Raw genomic sequence first — 21,342 nt, forward strand, 5'->3', positions numbered from 1 at the left:
CCCAACACCGGGCTCAACTCCCCTACGGCAGCGGGCCTCTCACTGCTGTGATGAACCGACCCGGCCCCGGCAGCATGCCGTCCGCGAGCAGTTCCTGCAGGTACTCGCTCATCCAGGCCTGCCGGTATGTGCCGTCCAGCAGGCCCACCTCCTCCGCCTCCTGCTTCCCGATGAGCCGGAGTCCGCCCGTCTCCACCGTCTCCGCCGCGCCGAACTCGCCGAGGTCGATGCCGGGGAAGTCGAGCTCCGTCCCGTGGTAGATCTCCGGTCCGCCGGGAAACAGCCCGAGCAGCCGCCCGTCGTGCCGCGCTCCGCCTGCCTTGCGGGCGCCCTTCAGCGGGCCACCATGAGCGGCTGAGGCATGGACCGGCGAGGAGTATCATGGACCTGCCACAAGCCACCAGACCATGGGACGCCATCAGAGAATGACATGACTGGCCTCAACCCCCGGAACGGAAACGGCCGTTCCTGGTGGCGCACGGCGCCCCACCCCGGCGATGAATCGTACGGGGAGCGAACGGACGCGCCATGGGCCTCAGGGCCCAAACCCGGACCCAAGTCCCGTCCTTGACGCGCGCCGGTGAGGTCGCAGTAACGCTGAGGGCGGGGTCTGGCGAGCAGTGAGTGCCCCACCGATGGTCAAGCCCGCATACCTGCGGGCTTCAGCGAGGCAGGACAGGGTCAACTTCCTTGCGACGGGCGAGCCACTCAGGCGCGGAGTCAGCCGCTTCCCGGAACCCGCCAAGGCGTTGTCCTGGCCGTGGCGGCCCTGCGGTGCGCGACGAGCGTCCACATACCGAGGCTCAGCAGCAGGAATGTCCCGATACCGATCCCGGTGAAACCGATCGTCCGCATTGCCAGGCTCTCATCGCCTCCCCGAACCGCTTCCTTGTCTGCGTCCGAGATGCCGAATCCGGCCTTGACCGCATCCCCGTCGTACTCGGGTCCCGACTGCTCATCACCCTCGACAGACACGCTCAACGTCATGGGCACGCTTTGGGCGACTTGGCGGTCAAGGGTGAGCTGCACGTAGTACCAGCCGGAGAAGCGCAGGGCACTCACCGCCTCGGGCTTCGCCGCGAATCGATTGGAGAAGGCTACTGGGGCCGTGCCGAGTTCGAGTGCCGACGGCTTGCCGGAATACTGGGTCTGCACACTGTCCGCCAACCCTCGGGCGGTGTTGTAGAGCTCCATCCTGACGCCGTCGACAACAAAGGGCTGCTGGCCAGTCCCGGCATTGGCCATCTCCGCATCGACGAAGAGTTGCTGTCCCCAGCCGACAGGAACCTTGTAGAAGCGGCTCTCGCCAGGGCGGACCTCGTCCTTCCAGGCACCGTCCCCCACTGGTGCCGCATCGTTGAAGCCGGTGCCCCCAGTGACAGGCTTTGCCGCTGACTTCGGCGGCACCGGTGCCTGCGAGCTCCACTTCGTCGGTGCCTCCGGCGCCACCGCATCCGCCTTGAGGCCCGGCTCTGACATGTACTTCAGCTCAATCGGCCACGCTTGGGAGTCGGAGTTGGCCGAGCCGACCCGCTCCACCGTGTAAAGGTATTCCCCTGCACTCTGGCAAGGCCCGTTCGCTTGGATGCGGCGAGTGCCATACCCCGCAATCGGACGGGCCGTGTTGCTTGCGAACACGACGAGATCCCCGGAACTGCATTCCGTGCCGTCTGGGGACTCCAAAGAAACGCGGATTCCGTCCATAAGGCCGACCTTGACCTCAGGGGGCGGCGCGAGCACCGTCGAGACGAAGGCATTGGATTTCGCGTCCAGTTTCACCCTGTAGTACTTCTTGTCGCCCGCAGTGAGGGTATCGGTGTAGGTACCCGGGTCAAGTACCGGCCCGTCGGTGCTTGAGCCCGTACCGTGGACCGGTCTGGAATCCTCGCCCATTCTGTACTCGGGGACGTCGCCGGATGGGTCCTGGGAGGCCGCCCCCGCGACGCTGGGAACCAGCATGAGTACACACAGGGCTGTCATGGCGACGACACCGGCGCCGCTCCTTGCCATCGCTCAGCTCCTCCGGCTTGACGGCGGGGTTCCGCCCTCTGTCGCCACAATGAAGAGAGCGGCCCGCAGTCTTCCACGGGTCACTCCGTCGGGACCAGGACCGACTCTCAGTTGCCGGCTCCGCGCGGGAAGGAAATCTCGACCCGGCGGTTCTTCTTGCGGCCCTCTTCAGTGCTGTTGCTGGCGATGGGGTAGTCCTCGCTGTATCCACGGATCTCGAACGTCATACCCGGATCGAGAGTCGTGGCCAGCTGCTGCTGTACGGCATCGGCGCGCTGCTTGGACAGCGCCTTGCCGTGCTCGTACGAGCCGAGGTTGTCGGTGAAGCCGAAGACCCGGATCTTCTTCGCCCCCTGCTTGTTGATCTCGTCGGCGATGGCCTTGATACGGGCGTTCGCCTTGGCGTTCAGCTCAGCGCTGTCCTTGCCGAAGAGGACCTCGGCTTGGAGCGCGAACGTGATGTCAATGTTGGTGTCCTCGCGGCGTTCCTCGCCGCCCAAGTCTTCGACAACCGACTTGATGTCGAGGACCTTGGCTGGCGCCAAGGTCGCGCCGTCGACCATCTTGAGCCCCGGGGAGCTCCCGTCGACTTCCACGGGTGGCGCAGCGCCCGTTGTGGAGCCGGGCGGGTCGTCGGCGAACGCGGTGCCCGCAGTCGCGGCGGTGAGCGTCGATGCTCCGATGAGCGCAGCCGTCAGGATGGCCACGGAGCGGCGGCGGGACTTGAGGACGAGATGAGTTGTCGTCATGGTGGCACTCACTTGGTCAGCTTGATGATCGCTGGCCCGAACGTCGGCAGTGAAAAGGAAACCTCCGCCGTGTTTGCCGGAGGCGCGGGAAACTGAACGAAGACCTCTTCGCTGGCGTCGGCTTGGAGGCTCGACAGCCCGCTCGTAGCCAGCGGACGACCCTCGGTGTCACGCAACACGTAGTACCGCTTCTTGCCGACTGGATCCACGAGAGTGGCGCCGCCCAGCGAGGTGCCGTGCTTAACAATCTCGGTCTCATTGCCGCTGAGCTGGGGCGGGAGGAAGACGGCCTTGTCCGATGTGTTCTTGAGCTGGCCGTTGACGGTGAGGAAGCCGCCAGCGTCGCGCTCGGCGGAGTTCAGGGTGAGTTCCAGCCCGGATTGCCCCTTGAGCAAAGCCAGAGTCTCCTGGGGTTCACCCGACTGCTTCCCCTTGTCGGTTCCGCTGCTCTCGGAGGCGGCAGGTGTCGTCCCGGAGGCCTCCTTTTTCGGCTTCTCATCCCCACCGCAACCGGCCACGGCAAGGGCCAAGCAGGCCGCGATCGCGGCTGCGGCCGTCCTCCTCCGTGCCTTCGTCGTGTATCGAATGCTCATGAACAGTGCGTCCTTTGTTCGTCGTTCGCTTGTCAGTCGGCGAGGCGGACAATGAAGAGATCCGCAGCGCTGGGGAGTTTGGGGTTCTTCGGATCGATCGTCCAGGGAACTCCGTCGCACGAGAGGCCGAGGATCGGCTTCTCGTCCTCGGCATCGTCGTTCTCCTTCGGATCCGGCTTGCCGGTCTCCTCCGGCGTTGGTTCGGGCTTGGGCTTGGGCGCTTCGAAGCTACAGCGGGGCTTGATCACGGCAGTAGCTCTCGCTATGGCATGCCGGCCTTCGGTCCCCGGGATCACAGACTCGCCAACCGTCCCAATGGTCCGCACCTTGACCGTGAACCCTTCCTCACCGTTGACGAGGCGCCCGCAGTCATTCAACTCCACTATCTCTGCGCCATTCCTGGCCGCGAAGTCCTCGGCCTTCCTGCACGCCGCGCCCTCGAGGAACCTCCGCCCGTCGAGGTAATGAGCCCACTCGAGAGGATTGAGGATGACCTTGAGCCACCCTGCCCGGAGCTGCTCCCTCGCATCCTGGGCAGCCGCCAATGCCGCCGCATCCGCTGCCGTCTGGGCGCCGTTACGCGTTGCAGCCGCCTGCCCCACTGCAAAGTAAGCGAACGCGAGAAAGAGCAGGCCCGCCACCACCGTGATGTAGATGGGGAAGGCCTGCCCTGAATCGCTCCTGCGACGAAGCATCAAGGCTTCTTCGGAGCACCACCCGTAAGCTCGGTGATCTTGGTTCCGATGGCGCCCGCGATCGACTGGCCGATCGTCGTGCCCGATACCGCCACTACGATCGCCACGACCACCACGATGATGCCCAGGTACTCGACCGCGGTCTGGCCCCGGTCGTTCGCCTGCTGGCGCTCCTTGACCCGCGTGACGGCCGTGTTCGCCCAGCTGCCGACGTACACCTTGGTGTTGATCGCGGACTTCAGCATCACGTTGCCCATGGTGTTCCCCTCCAGGTTCGGCCGACCGCTGGCCCGCCGACGCGTAAGTCTCTGTGGTGTCTCCCGCAACTCCGGCTTCCTCCTGGCCGGTGGCGCTTTCGACACGAGAAACGTACGCCGGAGCAACCGGCCCACTACAGGGTCCCAGGGCCCACTCCAGGGCCCAAAACGAGGATTGGGCCCTTCCCGTTCCGGCGTGGGTCCTTCGGCCCATGCCCCGCTTCCCCCGCTCAGTCATGACCGCCGAGCCCCTTCCCGTTTCCCCCGTTGCCCGTGCCACGGACCGTGCCGAGCCACACCGCCACCGCTTCGCTGCGACTCGTACTGTGCAGCTTCGCGAAGATACGATTGATGTGGTTCTTGACGGTCTTCTCACTGATGAAGCAGGTGGCGGCGATCTGCTGATTGCTCATACCCGACGCGATCAGGTCCATCACCTCCGCCTCCCTCGAACTGAGCCCGAACTCCGCCCTGTTGCGAAGCTGCCCGGACCACCCTGCCACAGCTCGTTGCTTTTGCGAAGAGGACTGGCCAGGATTTGGTGGACCTGACACATCGGGTACAGCCTGCTGAGGCGATCCAGAGGGCCAGGACTGTGGCGGTTGGGGCGGTACGCCATGCGCAGTAGGAACCTGTTGGTACGGAGCGGCCAGCGCCTGGTCGCCGCCTGAATGCGGCAGCGTTGAGGCATAGGACTGCCCCAGGCCTTCCGGGAGCGACTGCTCCTGCACTCCGTCCCGCACCTGGGCGAGGAGCGCGCTCGCGGCCGTCGCGGTGAAGGGGGCGCGACCCTCCTTTATATCCCGTATCGCGCCCACGAGTTGCTCCGCTGTGAACTCCCCATGCACCAGGTACCCGCCCGCACCGAGACGCAGTGCCTCGCGGACGATCTCGCTCTCCCGGCTGTAGGTCAGCATCACCACCGGCGCGACCTGAACCAGGTACGGCAGTACGGAAATGCCGTCCACCCCGGGCATTCGGACATCGAGCAGAACAACATCCGGCTGGTGGTGTTGTGCCATCTCGTAGGCCTGGCGGCCGTCGGCGGCCTCGGCGACGACCTCGATGTCGGCGCGGCCGGTGAGCAGAACGGAGAGTCCCGCCCGTACCACCGGATTGTCGTCGGCAACCACGACTCTGAGGGCAGCCGTGGTGAAGGGGGCCTGGGAAGGATCGGGGAACGCAGCGGCCGGCGGGGGAAGGGGAACCTGCGCAGGGGTGTGCTCGGAGCGGAGCGGAGCGGTGTGTGAGGACGTGTGCTGAGACACGTGCGACGACACCGAGTGCTGACCTGAGGTGCGGGACGATTCATCCGGCATGGTGCGGCCTCCTCTCGGAAGGCGTGGGGGACGAGGTCAGTGCGTAAGCGGTAGTGGTGGCGGTACTGCACCGGGCGCCGGCAGGGCCTCGACCGGGAAATCGAGGCGGACTTCGGTGCCGGAGGTGGCACGGCCCTTCCCGATGCGGATACGGGCGCCGATGCCGGCCGCCCGCTCGACCATGCCGACGAGCCCGAAATGACCAGACCGGCGCAGTTCATCGAGGGTGGTACCTGGCGGCAGACCGCGCCCGTCGTCCTGCACGCTGACCCGCAGCAGGCCCGCCACTATGCCGGTCTCGACGGTCACATGCGCAGCGTGGGCGTGGCGGTGGGTGTTCTCCAGGGCTTCCGAGGCCACTGTCAGCAATTGCCGGGCCACCGCATGGGGAATGGCCGGGACAACCTGGGAGCCGATCGCCCGGAAGTCGGCGGAGATCCCCGTCCGGCGGGCGAAGTCGGAGACCCTGGCGGACAGTTCATCGACGAGCAGCACGCCCGTTGTGTCGATATCGCCCTCACGACGCAGATCCGCGAGCAGCTCCCGCGACTCGGACGCGGCGCGGCGGGCAGAGCGGGCGACAATCTCGGCTTGGTGCTTCACCGTGAGCGGATCCATCCGGTCCACGGAGGAGGCGAGTCCGTCGGCGGCGAGGGCCAGGCCGTGCAGGGTCTTGGCGACCGAGTCGTGCATCTCGCGTGCCAGTCGGGTCCGTTCACCGTCGACTGCTTGCGTGACGGCGAGCCGCGCCCGTACTTCGGTGAGGGCTTGTGTGGCAGTCCCGAAGCGCAGGAGCAGATTACGCAGGGTCACACCCACCGCGCCGGCCACGATGCAGAGCCCGGGCAGCATGGTGGATTCGGCGAGGCTCGCGTCGAGGCGCGGGTCGGCGGCGTACGCCGCGAAGAGGATCAAGGACTGCAGCACCGCGAAGAACGCCGCACCCCGCCAGCTGTAGACAATTCCGGCGAGGAGCGGGGTGCAGACTCCGACATAGGCGAGTGTGCTCTGCGGGCCGGCCGCCACCAGCAGCAGCGATCCGAAAAGGGTGTCCGCGGCGAGTAGCACCGGATACTTCAGCAGCAGCGGGCCGAAGCGCTCCCAGTCCCGGAACAGAACGTAGGAGCCCATGAAGGTGACCAGCACCGCGGCACCGACCAGTTGACTGGCGAGGCCGGGTGCGGCATTCACCAGTGCCGTCGGCGCCGACAGCGCGATCATCGCGAGGCGGAACCCGAAGACCTGACGGCACATGGCCTGGAGCGCGCTGATCTGAATGTTGAGCGCGGGTGCAGGCATGGATGTCGGCTGCGTAGTGTCGCCGGTGCCCAAGTCCCGGGTGCGGACGGGCCACGAGCGGGCAGCAGCGGCTGAAATGCCGTCCTGAGATCCGCCGTTCGCGAAGTTGCGCCGCATCCGCAGCGACCGGGGCACGCGTAACGTCACGACCTGCTCACTCCCCCGTAATGGCACCGAAGTTGGTGCCGCTGCCGAGGAAGAGGCCGGCGCCCAGCAGGATCATGGTTGCCGGGACCATCAGCGAGGTGATCACCATGGTGGCCTTCGGCACCGCCTTCGCGGCCTTGCGGCGGGCGTTCTGCGCATCCGTCCTGCGCATGTCATTGGCGATCTGGATCAGAGTGTCGACGATCGGGGCACCGAGCTCCTCGCCCTGCTGGAGGGCGGTGACGAATTGGGCGACCTGCTCCGAGTCATTGCGCTTGCGCAGCTCCTCGAAGGCCTGACGACGGCTGACACCCATGTCCATCTGCCGCAGGGTGATGCGGAGTTCGTCGGACCAAGGGCCTTCGTACTTTTCCGCCACGCGGTCGAGTGCTTGCCGGAACCCGAGACCGGCGCTGACGACGACGGCAAGCACGTCGAGGAAGTCAGGCAGGGTGCGTTCGATCTGGTCCTTGCGGACCCTGATTGCGGACCAGATACCGACTTCGGTCCAGAAGGCGCCGAAGGCGAAGAGCAGCAGGGCAACGAACACGCTGCCCTTCGACAGCATGACCAGACCACCGAGGCCGCCGAGGAATCCGTAGACCGCGCGACGGGCACCGTACCGGTCGATCGTGAGACCGCCGGGGTTACCGGCGAGGTCGATCTTTCGCCGGACGATGCTGACTCGCTTGGGTCCCATCATGCGCAGCACCGCCGGGGAGTAGCGCATGCCGAGCCGGTCCACGGCCGAGTCCATGGCACCGGTGCGGGTCGAGCCCACTTCCAGGGCAACGGCAAGGTCGCCAGGGAGTTTGGTCTCGGCCCGGTACATCCGGATGCTGTAGAACACTCCGGCCACAGAGAGTCCGAATATCAGTGCAAGCAGCAGGTCCATGGTGCCCCCTGTCAGACGTCGATCTTGGAAAAGCGGCGAATGATGGCGAAGCCCACGGCGTAGAGAGCGAACGCAACGATGACGCAAATCTGGCCGATGCCTGATCCCGTCATCTTGTCGAGCGCACCCGGTTGCATGTTGTCGATGAGGAGCAGTGAGCCCACGCCGATCACAGGGACGGCGTAGGCGGTCATGCTCACCTGCGACAGCTGAGTACGGACTTCCCGACGGGTTTCCTTGCGCTCCTCCAGCGTCTCGGTGAGGTTGCGCAGTGAGCCGACGACCGTACCTCCCGCCTTGTTGGAGAGCACAAGAGTGGTGACCAGAACCACGAGTTCGCGTGAGGGCAGCCGGTCGGCGAGTTCACCCAGCGCGTCGTCGATGGAGTGACCGACCGCCAGCTGGTTGGCCACCTTCTCCAGTTCTTCGCCGGCCGGAGCCTCGAGTTCGTCCGCCGCCATACTGAGCGCCATCCGCAGCGCGAGGCCGGCCTGGGTGGCGTTGGCGAGGATGCGTGACAAGTCGGGCAGTTGGTTGATGAACTTCTCAATACGCTTCTGCCGCTGCCAGTTGAGGAAAGCGACCGCGACGTAGATACCGAGGAGTCCACAGATCGGACCGAAGAACGAGGCGAGCATGGCCTGGCCGATCAACCACAGACCCACCACCGTCGCCGTCATGTAGATGAAGAATTCGCCCGGTGTGATGTCGAGGCCAGTGACGCCGATGCGCAGTTCGAGCTTCTTGCCGAGCTTGGTACGCCGAACCCTCCGGTCCACACCGCGGAATCGTCGTCGGCGACCGACCACGGGTATCTGCCCGGTCTGGGAGAGGCGTTCGACAAGAGCAGCCTGCTGGTCCTTGCCGGAAGAGTAGGCATGCACACCCATGACGCCGAGCGTGCAGCAGATCAGCGTGACACCGATCGTCAGCAGAGCGAGATTGTTCATGTCCGGCTACCTACTTGGCCTCTCGGGTGGCGAGCTGTTCGTCGGACGAGGCCACACCGAAGGCCTGGGGTATCGGCTGGCCCGCCATGTACATGCGTTCGGCAACGCGTCGTGGGAGCGGGTAGTACTCGAATTGGCCGTAGACCCTTCCGTCTGCGGCCAAGGGCTGGGCGTTGAACCGGCAGACGGTGGCGATCTTGAACTGCTCACGTCCGTTCGAGGCCAGAATGGCGATCTCGGTGATCTTGCGGGAGCCATCGGCATTACGGGCCAGCTGGACAATGGCATCAAGAGCACTGTTGATCTGGTCCTGGAGCGCCTCGAAGGGGACCTTCACCTCGGACATGGACGCCAGCGTCTGCAAGCGCATCAGCGCGTCCTCGGCCGTGTTGGCGTGGACCGTCGCAAGCGAGCCGTCGTGACCGGTGGACATCGCCTGGAGCATGTCGAGGGTCTCGCCGCCGCGGACCTCACCGACGATGATGCGGTCGGGCCGCATACGCAGTGAGTTGCGGACCAGGTCGCGGATGGTGACCTGCCCCTTGCCCTCGACGTTCGGGGGGCGGGTCTCCAGCCGGATGACATGGGATTGCTGGAGCTGGAGCTCCGCGGAGTCCTCGATTGTGATGACACGCTCACCCTCGGGGATCAGCCCTGAGAGCGCGTTGAGCAGAGTGGTCTTGCCCGTACCGGTCGCACCCGAGACGATCACATTGAACTTGGCCTGTACGAGGCTGGAGAGCAGGAGCAGCATGGGCTCGTCCAGCGAGCCGAGGCCGATCAACTCGCGCAGAGTGTAGGCCCGCGGGAAGCGCCGAATGGTAAGCGTCGCGCCTGTCAGCGACAGCGGCGGGATGATGACGTTCACACGCTCGCCGGACGGCAGACGGGCGTCGACCATCGGATTCGACTCGTCCACGCGCCTGTTGACGGTTGACACGATGCGCTCGATCGTCTGCATCAGCTGCTCGTTGGAGGCGAAGCGAAGCGGGAGCTGTTCAACCCGGCCGGCCCGCTCGACGAAGATCTGATCGGGACCGTTGACCATGATCTCGGTGATGGAGGCGTCTTCGAGGAGAGGCTCGAGGACCCCGAGCCCGAGGGCTTCGTCGACGACCCGGCGGATCAGCTGGGCACGCTCCACCGTGGAGAGGACCGGGCCCTCCCGGCTGATGATGTGCCCGAGCACGCGCTCCAGCCTGGCCCGGCGCTCGGTGGCGGCGAGCGCGGACATCTCGGCGAGGTCGATCTCCTCGAGCAGCTTGGAGCGGTACGTGGCGACCAAATGGCCGTCCTCCCGCCCCCCGCCGTTCTCCTCAGGGGCGCTGATGCGTGCCCGCAGGCTCATGGATCCGTGCTCCTCAGTTTCGTACTTCGGGTGCTTCAGCCGACGGGCATGGTGGCGGACTTCACCACGTCACCGAAGTCCCAGCCGGGGACGACCGACGGGATGTGCACTCTCACCGTCGCCTCGGCCTCGTCATCGAACAGGGCGGGGTCGATGTGGGTGCGTCGGTCATTGGCCAGCCAGTCACTCATGGCCGCTCTGCCCGCCTGCTGCGGAGTCGAGCGGGCATTGTCGTCCGCCGCGGCACGCGCGGCAGCGCGTGCCGCGGTACCGGCCTGCTGTGCCGTGTACGCCGCCAGGCCCAACTGGGCGCCCGCGACCGCCAACAACAGGAGGATGGGGAGGAACCCAAGGTATTCGATCGCAACCTGGCCGCGGTCCTTGCCGCGCCTCCTTGCCTCTGTTCCCCCGAACATGTGTCAGTACCTCTCTTCCAGAACGGCACCGGCGTCGGCCACCACCGGGAACGGGAAGTCGATGCTTCCGGGGAACAGCACCGGGACCTGAAGCGTCACCTTGGCCGTCACCATGCCCTCTTCCGCATGCGTGTCACAGTCGGCCACGTCACCTGTCATCCAGGCACCGTCGAGCCTGGCGCGCGCGGCTCTCTCGCACTCCGCCTGGCGATACTCAAGTTGAGTCACGGCCGCCGTCCGAGCGGCCTCGTCCGCGGCGTTCCCGGCGAGCGTGTAGGTATAGCCGACCAGAACGAACTGCCACAGCAGAACCAAGGTCAACAGGATGACCGGCACCATGCCCAGAAACTCGATGGACACCTGACCGCGATCCTGTCCGCAGCCCGTTCGGGTGTTGCCCGTTCGTGCTTCCGGACGCAGCATTGTTCAGCCCTCCCCCTCGCCCTTCCGTGACGTGTTGTGCGCGTTTTCGGCGCCCAGCGTCCCGCGACGGCGGCGCGGACCCACGGATCCACGATCGTTGCGGAACTTACCGGCTTTCTCGGCCCCCTCGGGGGCCTTCACGATTCCCAGCTCTCCCGCCAGCCCCCACAGAGCCTGCTTGACGACACTCTTGCTCTCCAGGTCCTGCATGCGGCCGGCGTCCACCACGGCCTGCAACTCCTTGAAGTTCGCAGGCACCGCGACGCGCGCGACGCGAGTTCCGGTGATGCGCTCAATCAACGGGGGCTGGATCTCGGTGCTCCGGGAGTAGCGGTTGACCACGGTCGTGGTCTCCTCCGCCTTGCGGATCTGCAGCCGCTCCCACAGCCGCACGGTGCGCTTGGCGGCACGCACCGCCACCACGTCCGGGGTGGTGATCAGCAGCGCTACGTCCGCCATCTCAATGGCTGCGGCGTTGGCACCGTTCATCTGGGTGCCGCAGTCGACGACGACTACCTCGTAACGATTGCGCAGGGCACTGACGATCTGTCGCGCTGCCCTGTCACTGACCTCTTCGCCCCGCTCGCCCTCACCAGGGGCGAGCAGCAGGGCCATACCGGTCTGGTGGCTGAAGACGGCGTCCTGCAGCACGCGGGGCGAGATGTCGGTGATCGCGGCCAGGTCGGCGATCGACCTGCGGAACTGGACGTCGAGGTACGACGCGATGTCCCCTGTCTGCAGATCCATGTCGACAAGCGCGGCACTCTTGCCTGAGGCCTGTGCCGCGAGCGCCAGTTGGACAGCCGTGACCGTTGTGCCGACACCCCCCTTCGCGCCGGTGACCGCGACCACGGTGCCACCGGGTCCGGTGAAGACGTCCCCGCTTGCTCCCAGGTGGCGCCGCACTCCGATCGACCACTGGGCCGCTGCCTGGACCCGGGCCGTCAGTTCCTCGTACGACAGCGGCAGCCCTATCAGGCCTCGCGCGCCGGAGTCCATCGCCGCCGAAAACAGTCCAGGACTGGCGTCCGCGGTGATCAGTACGACGCCGACCGCGGGAAAGCGGAGGGCGACCTCCCGGATCAACTCCAGCGCCGGCACCGGCCCGATCCGCTCATGTACCAGTACAACCTCGGGCAGCTCGTCGAGTGACTCCCCCGCCAGGCGGGCGAGGGTGTCGAGCAGCGAGGTCGAGTCACCTACCGGTGCGGCGGGTTCCGCATCGGGGAGCTGGCTGAGCAGCGTCGTGATGGAACGGGCGGCGTCTGCGTCGTTGACGACCGGGAGGATTCTGGTGGTCATCCAAGCCTCACTTGTCCCCGTCGAGGGTGTAGTTGCGCTCGCCCGGACGGATCGTGGTGTCGCTGCCCGGCGCGATGAGGGCGAGGCGTACGTGGTCGGCGAATGACTCCGCGTATGCCACGCGTTGCGCGTCCCTGGTACTCAACGCGAACGTGATCGGCACAGCCTCGGAGGCCTGACGCTGGTCGTCGTTCTTGGGCTCAAGGGCCGTCAGCCTGCCGACGTCGATGACGTGGGCGTTTGCCACGATGATCTTAGACATGGCCGGCTCACCCTCCCTCGCCCCCGCGAAGGTGGCAAAGATGTTCACCGCGGCACCCGGGGTGATCTTGCCCGCAACGCCGGTCGCAGCGTCGATCATGATGGCGATCTCCTGCTCACCGGGCTGGAGAGCAGGGCGCTTCACAATCATGTCGGTCTGTAGCAGGGAGCCTTTGCGGAGCTGGGTGACCGCGATCTTCCCGTCCAACTCGGCGAGATCGGTCACCGCGTTGTCCGAGAGCCAGCGCTTCGGCATCGAGATCTTCTCGAACTGCCCGGAGTTCAGCTGCGTATACGGAGCAACATCGGACTTCACCCGGTACGCCGATGCCTCGGGCCCCACCTTCGAGTTCACATCACTGATCACCGAGAGCACGCCGGCGAATGCACCGAAAGCGCAGAGGACCGACAGGAGCAGGAGTATGACGCCGCGGCGCTGGCGGGAATTCATGGAACGAACAACCTCGTTAGGGACGTAGACGAATCGGGCATGGTACGACTCAGTCGTGCGCGCTTGGTGCTGTCGTGGTCTGCGGTAGCCGGTCCGTTGCGGGTGTTGCGAGTCGAACGGTTCTCGCGTCCGTTGTGGATCTGGTCGACTCCTACGCCCCCCGATGCAGGGGCGCCCCTTGGTTCAGGACACCTGGCGCGTCGGTTTGGTTCTCGTGAGAGGGCAGTGGGGCAGTGCAGAAGCCGCAGCGGTCACCAATGAGCTCCATTCCGCACCAGTGGCACTCCTCCCTCCGCACAGACGACACCAACTGATAGATCACGGAGATGTCCGGCAGATAAGCGGCGAACTCGATCAGCTTGCTGGTCCCCCACCAGCGCGGGGAGTCGGAAGGGAGGGCGGCCTCCTGTACACCTTGCACCTGCCAGGCAGGCGCAAGGCTCGCAATTGGCCAGTCGGACTGCAGCTGGCCCTTGGCCACCAGGAGTTGGGTCCCGAACTCCGGTCCGGCCAGGGAGCCCGTTCCGATTTTGATCAGCTGCGGGTTCGGGTTGGCCAGTACGCCGAACTGGGCTCCCGGCACCCAGGACTTGGCGTGCGACTTGAGGCTGACCGGGACCCGGTCGAGCTTGGCGACCGAATTGAGCAGCGCGCCTGCGTAGATGTAGTGGGACAGCAGCCGCGCGGCGGATGCGATCACTCCCGGACTGAAGTCGCAGATGGAGAGCTGGCGCAGTTGACGGACCAGCACGGCGACGGCGAGCGGCGGCAGGTCCAGCTTGAGAAGGGCGATGCGGTCACTCTCCATCACGGAGCGGATGGTGTGCAGACGCTGCTGGAGGGCGATCGGAACCGAGGACGGATAGACCGCGATGACGTATCCGTGCTGGTCCAGCAGGACCCGCATGTCCATGAGCGCAGATTCCAGCGGCTGCGCCTCGGGTGCCTGTAACACAGCTGCAGTGGGCGTTTGTTGATCAGTCGGTGGCAGCACGAGGTCAGCGCTGGTCACCGCAATCGCTGTCGGCACGTCGAGTTCCCCGTTCACTCCGGCTGCCGTGGTCTCGCAGTACGACAGATCATCACTGCTCTGCCGTACTGCACCAGCACTTTATCCACCCCTTATGGCACGAGAGAACACTCTTCCCGCCACCAGGGCAGCCAACAAGCGCCCTTAGCGGCCAAACCCGGACAAGTACTCGTGAAGGTCCTGTGGCGCAGACCTCCGTGACCGCTGAGGAAATTGAATGCTCGACAAACTCAGGAAGAAGCGGTCCGACGAACCGGTGGGTAACTTACTGTAACTGAGGCGAATTCATGGTTCTCGCTCCTGGCGCTCCTGCCGGCAGATCAAATGGACCACTGAAGCGCCGGTCGAGAGCAGCAGTTCAGGGCGACATTGCTGCTCCAACTGTTCGATTTTGTTCCCGAAGTCGTCGGCTTCCTTCTGAGCAATACCCCGGCGAGTGGACCCACGTCTTCGAGTTCACCGACGGCGTACGCGTGCAGTTCGGGGAGGCGATGGGGATGGCGGACTGCGGCGGCGGCGCGTACAGCACCGGTTGCCGGATCCCGCAGTACACCCGCGCCCTGGGCCCGCCGGGGCCTGTTCGCGGGCAATCGTCTGGGACCGGAATTGGGTCCTGGGGCCCACGCCGGGGCTACCCCTCCCTCCCTATGCTGCTCGCGGCCAGTGGCCGATCGTGCAACTTCGCGCCGGAGAAGGCACGTTGCAAACCAGGGCAGAGCAGAGGGGCGTCGCATGTTTCAGGGGGGTGGCATACTGCCGGCATTCAGGCGGAATGACCGGGGCGCGACCGCAACCGAGTATCTGGGCTCGATCGTTGTCGTCACCGCGATCGTTGTTGCCCTGGGAGGGACCGGCATCGGGCAACAACTCGCCGGCGGGATCAGTGCTCAGATCTGCCGGCTGATGGGCGGCAGCAACTGTGACCCCGGCGCGCCGGGGTCCGGGGACCTGGCCACCGATGCCGACTACGAGCCGCCGCTTTGCCAGATCTCCTCGATCACCGACAAGGCCGGCGCCAAGGCGAAGATCCTCTTCATCGAGTGGGGCCAGGAGTACGGGTTCCAAGAGCAGAGGTTCAAGGCCAACACGGATGTCAACAAGGACGGCAAGGTCGACGACAAGGACGAGCTCGTCTATGTGACCTTCACCGACGCCGCTTCCATCGCCGCCAAGAAGGACTGGAAGCCCGGAGCCAAGGTCGGCAAGTTCGGTGCCGACAAGGTCGAGCTCGGCGTGGGAATCAAGGTGACCAACGGTGACACCTGGGTGTTCGAGAGCGACGACGAGGCCAAGCGGTTCCGCGACGACATCGAGAAGCTCAAGATGTACGACATGCGCCGCAAGTCGCCGGGCGGGGCAGAGGCGAGTGTCGGCGACAGCGTGCTGTACCTGTTCGGGAAGGGCCCGCTCAAGGACGAGGAGGAGACGTACGACCGCGTCAAGAAGGGCCTCGGCGGGGACCGGCAGATCACCTACGGGAAGCTGGGCCTGGAGGCCTCGGCCGCGGGCGGACTGAAACTCTCGGCCGGGGACGAGAAGAAGCTGAGCGCCACGCTCGGTGGCAACTTCAAGTTCACTCCCGATGTGACCTGGACCGACAACAAGTACAAGGGCACCGAGTCGTACACATACTCCTCGTCCATCGAGTACGGCACCAAGGTCGGCTACGAGGCGGGCCCGATCAGCGGCGAGTCCTCTGCGTCCACCACCCAGACCGGCACGATCACCGTCACCCACGACAAGAAGACCGGCAAGCTGATCCGGATCGACATGACGCGGACGGTCGAGAAGGGTGCGACCAAGGACGGTGTCAAGGTCGGCGGCGACAACGGCAAGAAGGACGACGACAAGCGCGGGGGCAGCGGCGGGGTCAAGGGCACCGACGACGAAACGGGCATCGAAGTCGTGACCAACTCGGTCACCTTCGATCCCGGCGCCAAGGGCGACGCCGACCGCGCTGTCGCGGAGAAGTGGCTGGACGGCTACGGCGACAATGCAGCCCCGTTCACCTACATGTTCGACGACCACGCGCCGACCAAGCGCCCGGGCGCCGACGACCCGTTCGGTCAGCTCCTCTTCGACAAGGGCAAGTCCAGCAAGACGGTCTACACGGGGCAGACCGACGCGGCGGAGTACGGATTCGAGCTGAACCTGGGGCTCAGCCTCGGCTTCTCGGTGAGCACCGAGAAGAAGGAGGAGATGCTCAACGACGCTCAGTTCCTGGGTGCCCCCAGGAACGATCAGCGTTCCTATGTTCCGTACAGCTACTGTGCGAAGTAACCCGGCGACAGGAGTATGCACAGATGATGACGACCACTGTCAGGCGCGCCGCCGCTGCGCTGGGCGCGGGGATCTTCGCGAGCGCGATCCTCACGGGCTGCGGTAGTGAAGACTCCGCAGCGAGCACCGTTCCCGAGGGCTGGAAGACGCTGAAGACCTCGAGCGTCAGCGTTTCCTATCCCCGAGGCTTCACCGAGCAGGGCGACGCCGAGCGCAGCAGGTTCAACGCGGCGGCGGCCACCCTCACCGAGGCCGGCAAGGCCGTCGGCATGATCACCGTGCAGCTCGACTTCACCAATGCGGACTCCGCTGAAGAGGCAGCCATCGGCGCCAAGGCCGGTGTCCAGCTCGGCTCCACGCTCAAGGGGCAGCAGGACGTCAAGATCGCCGGCACCGACGATGCCAAGCGCATCGACTTCGAGTTCAGCTCGACGGGGGAGGCCAACACCCCGCCCAAGGGCACGCGGATCGGCGGCGTCATCGTGACCGGCCTGGACTCCAAGGACAAGACCTTCGCGGTCCGCATCGACGCCCAGAAAGGCAAGCTCGACGACGCCGACCTGAAGAAGATCATCGACTCGGTCGAGGTGCGCTAGGCATGCAGGTCCCCGGCGGCGAGTACCTCGTCTTCGGTCTTCTGACCGTTCTCTTCGGCAGCCTGACGGTGAAGTACGTCCGCCGACTGGCAACGCTGGCCCGGACGCTGCGCCGTGGTGCGCGGACGGCGGGCGAGTGCGTACGAGTCGAGACCGAGCCGTACAACCGCTCGGACGCCAAGCGCCACTTCTTCGCCTTCCGCACGGCCGACGGCACTGAGGTGGAGTTCGAGGACCTCGCGGGCTGGGGCATGAAGACCGGGAGTCCCGTCACGGTCACCTACGACCCGGAGAACCCCCGGAAGACCGCGACCATCGCGGGCCGTGGCAGCTGGTCGCCGGTTCTGCAGTGCACAGCACTGATGGCCGGGTGCGGTATGGCGACGATCGGATTCACCACGGTTCTTCTCTTCAACGTCTTCGGAGGTCAGTGATGACGCGCTACGGCTATCCGGGCGCACCCGCCGGCCGGGACGAGGGCAGTAGCGCCGGCCTGTTCGCCATGATGCGGTCCTGGGCCGCCGGGATCATCGTGCTGGCCGTGACCTCGTACCTGCATGTCACTTACATCCAAGGCGCCTTCGCTTCAACCGACGAGCCGGAGAGTTTTGGCGGCGAACTGCTGCTCAGTCATCTGCCGAACGCCGTGGCCATCGCGCTCGCGGTCTGGGCCGCGGCCCGAATCCACCCCAAGCCCTACCGGGATTCGCGGGCACGGCACCTCATTGCCGCCCTCCTGGTGCCTGTCACCGCCCAGCTCGTGACGTACGCCCTCGCCTTGACGACTCCCTGGATCAGCCTCACCGCCCTGGCGGTCTTCCTGTCGGTTGCCGTGCTTGCCGTCGGCTGCACGATCGGGCTCTGCGCCGACCGGCTGCAGAGCGGCAACTGACCCGCGCTACAGCGCCGTCAGCACCTTCGGGGTGCCGGCGGCGCTGTTTTGCGTATCAAGACTGCCAGAGGACTTGACAACCGTATTGGTCTGGACCAGTTTGTACGCCCAGCGGTGGCCACCGTTCCCATTCCCCCTCCACACCCCCAACTCCCCCACCGGAGGCAGCAAGTGGACCGCACCACACGCTCACGGAGATGGCTCGGCGGAGCGCTGGCGCTCGCCGTCGGGACCGGTCTCACCCTCATGGGCACCACAGGGACCGCGCAGGCCGCCGACGTCAATGTCGCCAAGAACGCCGGCTTCGAGTCCGGGCTCACCAACTGGACCTGTTCCGGGGGCAGCGGCGCCACCATCTCCTCCCCCGTGCACGGCGGTGCCTCCGCCCTCAAGGCAACCCCCGCCGGGCAGGACAACGCCAAGTGCACGCAGACCGTGGCCGTCAAGCCCAACTCGACGTACACGCTCAGCGCCTGGGTGCAGGGCGGCTACACCTACCTCGGCGCCACCGGCACCGGCACCACCGACGTCTCCACCTGGACGCCGGACTCCTCCGGCTGGAAGCAGCTGACCACCCGCTTCACCACGGGCGCGAGCACCACCTCCGTCACCGTGTACACGCACGGCTGGTACGGCCAGGCCGCGTACTACGCCGACGATGTGAGCGTCTTCGGTCCGGACGGTGGCGGCGGCGGTGACCCCGACCCGGTGGTGCCGCCCACGCCCGCCGGGCTGAGCGCCGGGGCCGTGACCTCGTCGTCCGTGGCCCTGTCCTGGAGCCCGGTGTCGGGCGCGACGGGCTACAACCTCTACCAGAACGGCGCCAAGGTGCAGTCGGTGACCGGGGCCTCGGCCACCGCGACCGGGCTGAGCGCCTCCACCTCGTACCAGTTCCAGGTGACCGCGACCAACGCGGCCGGTGAGTCCGCGAAGTCCGCGGCGGTGACCGGTACCACCTCGGGCACCGGCGGCGGGGGCGGAGGGACTGTGCCCAAGCACGCGGTGACCGGCTACTGGCAGAACTTCAACAACGGCGCCACCGTCCAGAAGATCAGCGACGTGCCCGCCAACTACGACATCATCGCGGTCTCCTTCGCCGACGCGACCGGCACACCGGGCGGCGTCACCTTCAACCTCGACTCGGCCGGGCTCGGCGGCTACACCGTCGACCAGTTCAAGGCCGACATCAAGGCCAAGCAGGCCGCCGGCAAGTCCGTGATCGTCTCGATCGGCGGCCAGAACGGCACCGTGACGATCAACGACTCGGCCTCCGCCACCAACTTCGCCAACTCCGTCTACTCACTGATGCAAACCTACGGCTTCGACGGCGTCGACATCGACCTGGAGAACGGCCTCAACGCCACCTATATGACGCAGGCGCTCAGGTCCCTCTCGTCGAAGGCGGGCTCGAATCTCGTCATCACGATGGCGCCGCAGACCATCGACATGCAGTCGACGTCGAACGAGTACTTCAAGACGGCGCTCAACATCAAGGACATCCTGACCGTCGTCAACATGCAGTACTACAACAGCGGTTCGATGCTCGGCTGCGACGGCAAGGTGTACTCGCAGGGCTCGGTGGACTTCCTCACCGCGCTCGCCTGCATCCAGCTGCAGGGCGGTCTCGCGCCGTCCCAGGTCGGGCTCGGCCTGCCGGCCTCCACCAGCGGCGCGGGCAGCGGCTACGTCTCCCCCACGATCGTGAACAACGCCCTGGACTGCCTGGCCCGGGGCACGAACTGCGGATCGTTCAAGCCGTCCAAGACGTACCCGTCGCTGCGCGGTGCGATGACGTGGTCCACGAACTGGGACGCGAAGTCGGGCAACGCCTGGTCGAACGCGGTGGGACCGCACGTGCACGGCCTCCCGTAGTGCCCCGTAGTACGCCGTAGTACGAGAGTGATTTCAGCAGCGCCGCCGCTCCCCCGGCGGCGCTGCTGAACCGATTGCACATTGCGGGGTGGGTCAGAAGAACCCGGCCCACGGCTGGTCGGCGATCTGCTTCACACACAGCACCAGGAACAGCAGGCCCGCGATGACCAGCATCGCGTTGCTCAGCATGCCGTTGCGCCATTCCCTCGGCGTACGCCCGGAGTTGAGCAGCCAGACCAGTGTCAGCGCCAGGAACGGCATGAAAGCGGCGCCCAGCACTCCGTAGATGATCACCAGTCGGAACGGCTGGCCCTGGAACAGCAGGATCATCGGCGGGAAGGTCAGCCACAGCAGATACGCCCGGAACGGCACCGACTTCTCGCGGGCGCCCGAGGCCACTTCCTCGCCGGTGACGGCCTGTTCACCCGCGCCCGCACGGTCCTTGCGGTAGCGCTCGACGAAGTCCGCGAACATCAGGCTCACGCCGTGCCATACGCCGATCAGCGAGGTGAAGGACGTGGCGAAGAAGCCGATGAGGAACAGCTTCGCGGTCGCGTCGCCGTACTCCTTCTCCAGGATGTCGCCGAGCTGGATCAGGCCCTTGTCGCCGCCGGCGATGGCGACGCCCGCAGAGTGCAGCAGCTCGGCGCCGACGAACAGCATCGCGATGACGAAGATGCCGGTGGTGAGGTACGCGACACGGTTGTCGAAGCGCATCACCTTCATCCATCCGGCGTTGGTCCAGCCCTTGGCGTTGACCCAATATCCGTACGCGGCAAGGGTGATTGTGCCGCCGACGCCGCCGATCAGGCCGAGGGTGTTGAGGATCGAGTCCTTCTCGTCGGGGAGGACCGGCAGCAGTCCGGCGAAGGCGTCGCCGAGGTTCGGCGTGACCCGGATCGCCAGATAGACGGTGACCACGAACATCACGCCGACCAGGACCGTCATGACCTTTTCGAAGACGTCGTACTTGTTGAACCAGACGAAGACCAGGCCGACGACGCCGGTCAGCATCGCCCACCACTTCAGGCCCATGACGTCGGGGAAGAGCGCCTGGAGGGGCAGGCCGCTGGACGACATGGCGGCGGCTCCGTACACGAAGCCCCAGACGACGACGTAGACGACGAAGAACCAGGTGGTCCAGCGGCCGAGGCTGGCCCAGCCGTCGAAGAGCGTGCGCCCGGTGGACAGATGCCAGCGGCCGGCCGCCTCGGCGAGGGAGATCTTGACGACACAGCCGATCACGGCGGCCCACAGGAGTGTGTAGCCGAAGTTGCTGCCGGCGATGAGCGTGGCGACGAGGTCACCCGCTCCGACCCCGGTCGCCGCGACGACGATTCCGGGACCGATGTACTTCCAACTCGACTTGCGTGGAAGAGAGATGGACTCGTCAGTACTGCTGTCGGTGGTGCCTGCCATGAGCTTGGCCGCCTTCCCACTCGCCCCAGGATGTGACTGGGGTCACCAAAGCGGGCTGGAAGAGATCGCGCAAGAGGGTCAGCGGCCCCCGCGCTCTTCGGGCTTGGGCTCCGCCACATATATGCCGATATTTTCCGC

At 66.1% G+C, this 21,342-nt stretch carries 22 protein-coding genes; 5 read left to right on the plus strand and 17 right to left on the minus strand.

Translation table 11 applies throughout. The features are described 5' to 3' along the window. Positions 1-22: 22 nt before the first annotated feature. The 16 genes from QFZ67_RS13825 to QFZ67_RS13900 form a co-directional block, all read right to left on the minus strand. Positions 23-196 carry a hypothetical protein gene (locus QFZ67_RS13825; RefSeq protein ID WP_307661397.1) on the minus strand — a complete coding sequence of 58 codons (174 nt, stop codon included), beginning with the start codon at positions 194-196 and terminating at the stop codon, positions 23-25. 524 nt (positions 197-720) lie between these two features. Next, on the minus strand, positions 721-2,010 hold the full coding sequence (locus QFZ67_RS13830; protein WP_307661398.1) for a hypothetical protein: 1,290 nt from the start codon (positions 2,008-2,010) through the stop codon (positions 721-723). 107 nt (positions 2,011-2,117) lie between these two features. Then, complete coding sequence (locus QFZ67_RS13835; RefSeq protein ID WP_307661399.1) at positions 2,118-2,759, minus strand: OmpA family protein; 642 nt, start codon at positions 2,757-2,759, stop codon at positions 2,118-2,120. Positions 2,760-2,767: 8 nt separating this feature from the next. Continuing rightward, a complete protein-coding gene (locus tag QFZ67_RS13840; RefSeq protein ID WP_307661400.1) occupies positions 2,768-3,352 on the minus strand; it encodes a hypothetical protein in 585 nt (194 codons plus the stop codon). 32 nt (positions 3,353-3,384) lie between these two features. Continuing rightward, positions 3,385-4,047 (minus strand): pilus assembly protein TadG-related protein, encoded by a 663-nt coding sequence (locus tag QFZ67_RS13845; RefSeq protein ID WP_307661401.1) that lies wholly within the window; start codon positions 4,045-4,047, stop codon positions 3,385-3,387. Then, complete coding sequence (locus QFZ67_RS13850) at positions 4,047-4,304, minus strand: Flp family type IVb pilin (RefSeq protein WP_307661402.1); 258 nt, start codon at positions 4,302-4,304, stop codon at positions 4,047-4,049. Before QFZ67_RS13850 ends, QFZ67_RS13845 begins: the two co-directional genes overlap by 1 nt. Positions 4,305-4,534: 230 nt before the next feature. Next, a complete protein-coding gene (locus tag QFZ67_RS13855) occupies positions 4,535-5,623 on the minus strand; it encodes a response regulator transcription factor (RefSeq protein ID WP_307661403.1) in 1,089 nt (362 codons plus the stop codon). A 36-nt stretch (positions 5,624-5,659) separates the two neighbouring features. Next, the gene (locus QFZ67_RS13860; RefSeq protein ID WP_307661404.1) at positions 5,660-6,922 is read right to left on the minus strand and encodes a sensor histidine kinase; all 1,263 of its coding nucleotides are present in this window, start codon (positions 6,920-6,922) and stop codon (positions 5,660-5,662) included. A 154-nt stretch (positions 6,923-7,076) separates the two neighbouring features. Then, a complete protein-coding gene (locus tag QFZ67_RS13865) occupies positions 7,077-7,964 on the minus strand; it encodes a DUF5936 domain-containing protein (protein WP_307661405.1) in 888 nt (295 codons plus the stop codon). Positions 7,965-7,975: 11 nt separating this feature from the next. After that, positions 7,976-8,914 carry a type II secretion system F family protein gene (locus tag QFZ67_RS13870; RefSeq protein WP_307661406.1) on the minus strand — a complete coding sequence of 313 codons (939 nt, stop codon included), beginning with the start codon at positions 8,912-8,914 and terminating at the stop codon, positions 7,976-7,978. Between the two features lie 10 nt (positions 8,915-8,924). Further along, positions 8,925-10,262 carry a CpaF family protein gene (locus QFZ67_RS13875; protein ID WP_307661407.1) on the minus strand — a complete coding sequence of 446 codons (1,338 nt, stop codon included), beginning with the start codon at positions 10,260-10,262 and terminating at the stop codon, positions 8,925-8,927. A gap of 35 nt (positions 10,263-10,297) precedes the next feature. Continuing rightward, positions 10,298-10,678: a TadE/TadG family type IV pilus assembly protein gene (locus QFZ67_RS13880; protein ID WP_307661408.1), complete on the minus strand. Its 381-nt coding sequence runs from the start codon at positions 10,676-10,678 to the stop codon at positions 10,298-10,300. A gap of 3 nt (positions 10,679-10,681) precedes the next feature. Beyond that, complete coding sequence (locus tag QFZ67_RS13885) at positions 10,682-11,101, minus strand: TadE/TadG family type IV pilus assembly protein (RefSeq protein ID WP_356226657.1); 420 nt, start codon at positions 11,099-11,101, stop codon at positions 10,682-10,684. Between the two features lie 3 nt (positions 11,102-11,104). Then, positions 11,105-12,403: an AAA family ATPase gene (locus QFZ67_RS13890; protein ID WP_307661410.1), complete on the minus strand. Its 1,299-nt coding sequence runs from the start codon at positions 12,401-12,403 to the stop codon at positions 11,105-11,107. A gap of 7 nt (positions 12,404-12,410) precedes the next feature. Beyond that, positions 12,411-13,115 carry a Flp pilus assembly protein CpaB gene (gene cpaB / locus QFZ67_RS13895; protein WP_307661411.1) on the minus strand — a complete coding sequence of 235 codons (705 nt, stop codon included), beginning with the start codon at positions 13,113-13,115 and terminating at the stop codon, positions 12,411-12,413. Between the two features lie 151 nt (positions 13,116-13,266). Continuing rightward, entirely contained in the window at positions 13,267-14,127 is an 861-nt protein-coding gene (locus QFZ67_RS13900; protein WP_307665835.1) for a hypothetical protein, read from the minus strand. A gap of 750 nt (positions 14,128-14,877) precedes the next feature. Between QFZ67_RS13900 and QFZ67_RS13905 the strand changes: the two genes are divergently transcribed. The 5 genes from QFZ67_RS13905 (at position 14,878) to QFZ67_RS13925 (ending at position 19,785) form a co-directional block, all read left to right on the plus strand. After that, complete coding sequence (locus tag QFZ67_RS13905; RefSeq protein WP_307661412.1) at positions 14,878-16,425, plus strand: hypothetical protein; 1,548 nt, start codon at positions 14,878-14,880, stop codon at positions 16,423-16,425. Positions 16,426-16,448: 23 nt separating this feature from the next. Continuing rightward, positions 16,449-17,021, plus strand: coding sequence for a hypothetical protein (locus tag QFZ67_RS13910; protein ID WP_307661413.1), 573 nt, complete (start codon positions 16,449-16,451; stop codon positions 17,019-17,021). Between the two features lie 2 nt (positions 17,022-17,023). Next, positions 17,024-17,455 carry a DUF3592 domain-containing protein gene (locus tag QFZ67_RS13915; protein ID WP_307661414.1) on the plus strand — a complete coding sequence of 144 codons (432 nt, stop codon included), beginning with the start codon at positions 17,024-17,026 and terminating at the stop codon, positions 17,453-17,455. Further along, positions 17,455-17,913 carry a hypothetical protein gene (locus tag QFZ67_RS13920; RefSeq protein WP_307661415.1) on the plus strand — a complete coding sequence of 153 codons (459 nt, stop codon included), beginning with the start codon at positions 17,455-17,457 and terminating at the stop codon, positions 17,911-17,913. Before QFZ67_RS13915 ends, QFZ67_RS13920 begins: the two co-directional genes overlap by 1 nt. Before the next feature lie 171 nt (positions 17,914-18,084). Continuing rightward, entirely contained in the window at positions 18,085-19,785 is a 1,701-nt protein-coding gene (locus QFZ67_RS13925) for a chitinase (RefSeq protein ID WP_373430031.1), read from the plus strand. 93 nt (positions 19,786-19,878) lie between these two features. Here the strand turns inward: QFZ67_RS13925 and QFZ67_RS13930 are convergent, their stop codons facing one another. Then, positions 19,879-21,204, minus strand: a complete 1,326-nt coding sequence (locus QFZ67_RS13930; RefSeq protein WP_307661416.1) for an Nramp family divalent metal transporter — start codon at positions 21,202-21,204, stop codon at positions 19,879-19,881. Positions 21,205-21,342 lie beyond the last annotated feature (138 nt).

The sequence above is a fragment of the Streptomyces sp. V1I1 genome (genome assembly GCF_030817355.1).
Classification (GTDB): Bacteria; Actinomycetota; Actinomycetes; order Streptomycetales; family Streptomycetaceae; genus Streptomyces.

What these genes read in the sequence shown, in the direction of transcription:
- QFZ67_RS13870 (WP_307661406.1), bottom strand. Translation starts at nt 8,914, where the DNA reads ATGAACAATCTCGCTCTGCTGACGATCGGTGTCACGCTGATCTGCTGC.
- QFZ67_RS13850 (WP_307661402.1), bottom strand. Translation starts at nt 4,304, where the DNA reads ATGGGCAACGTGATGCTGAAGTCCGCGATCAACACCAAGGTGTACGTC.
- QFZ67_RS13865 (WP_307661405.1), bottom strand. Translation starts at nt 7,964, where the DNA reads ATGGACCTGCTGCTTGCACTGATATTCGGACTCTCTGTGGCCGGAGTG.
- QFZ67_RS13880 (WP_307661408.1), bottom strand. Translation starts at nt 10,678, where the DNA reads ATGTTCGGGGGAACAGAGGCAAGGAGGCGCGGCAAGGACCGCGGCCAG.
- QFZ67_RS13830 (WP_307661398.1), bottom strand. Translation starts at nt 2,010, where the DNA reads ATGGCAAGGAGCGGCGCCGGTGTCGTCGCCATGACAGCCCTGTGTGTA.
- QFZ67_RS13840 (WP_307661400.1), bottom strand. Translation starts at nt 3,352, where the DNA reads ATGAGCATTCGATACACGACGAAGGCACGGAGGAGGACGGCCGCAGCC.
- QFZ67_RS13910 (WP_307661413.1), top strand. Translation starts at nt 16,449, where the DNA reads ATGATGACGACCACTGTCAGGCGCGCCGCCGCTGCGCTGGGCGCGGGG.
- QFZ67_RS13885 (WP_356226657.1), bottom strand. Translation starts at nt 11,101, where the DNA reads ATGCTGCGTCCGGAAGCACGAACGGGCAACACCCGAACGGGCTGCGGA.
- QFZ67_RS13855 (WP_307661403.1), bottom strand. Translation starts at nt 5,623, where the DNA reads ATGCCGGATGAATCGTCCCGCACCTCAGGTCAGCACTCGGTGTCGTCG.
- cpaB (WP_307661411.1), bottom strand. Translation starts at nt 13,115, where the DNA reads ATGAATTCCCGCCAGCGCCGCGGCGTCATACTCCTGCTCCTGTCGGTC.
- QFZ67_RS13915 (WP_307661414.1), top strand. Translation starts at nt 17,024, where the DNA reads ATGCAGGTCCCCGGCGGCGAGTACCTCGTCTTCGGTCTTCTGACCGTT.
- QFZ67_RS13845 (WP_307661401.1), bottom strand. Translation starts at nt 4,047, where the DNA reads ATGCTTCGTCGCAGGAGCGATTCAGGGCAGGCCTTCCCCATCTACATC.
- QFZ67_RS13875 (WP_307661407.1), bottom strand. Translation starts at nt 10,262, where the DNA reads ATGAGCCTGCGGGCACGCATCAGCGCCCCTGAGGAGAACGGCGGGGGG.
- QFZ67_RS13860 (WP_307661404.1), bottom strand. Translation starts at nt 6,922, where the DNA reads ATGCCTGCACCCGCGCTCAACATTCAGATCAGCGCGCTCCAGGCCATG.
- QFZ67_RS13835 (WP_307661399.1), bottom strand. Translation starts at nt 2,759, where the DNA reads ATGACGACAACTCATCTCGTCCTCAAGTCCCGCCGCCGCTCCGTGGCC.
- QFZ67_RS13930 (WP_307661416.1), bottom strand. Translation starts at nt 21,204, where the DNA reads ATGGCAGGCACCACCGACAGCAGTACTGACGAGTCCATCTCTCTTCCA.
- QFZ67_RS13890 (WP_307661410.1), bottom strand. Translation starts at nt 12,403, where the DNA reads ATGACCACCAGAATCCTCCCGGTCGTCAACGACGCAGACGCCGCCCGT.
- QFZ67_RS13920 (WP_307661415.1), top strand. Translation starts at nt 17,455, where the DNA reads ATGACGCGCTACGGCTATCCGGGCGCACCCGCCGGCCGGGACGAGGGC.
- QFZ67_RS13905 (WP_307661412.1), top strand. Translation starts at nt 14,878, where the DNA reads ATGTTTCAGGGGGGTGGCATACTGCCGGCATTCAGGCGGAATGACCGG.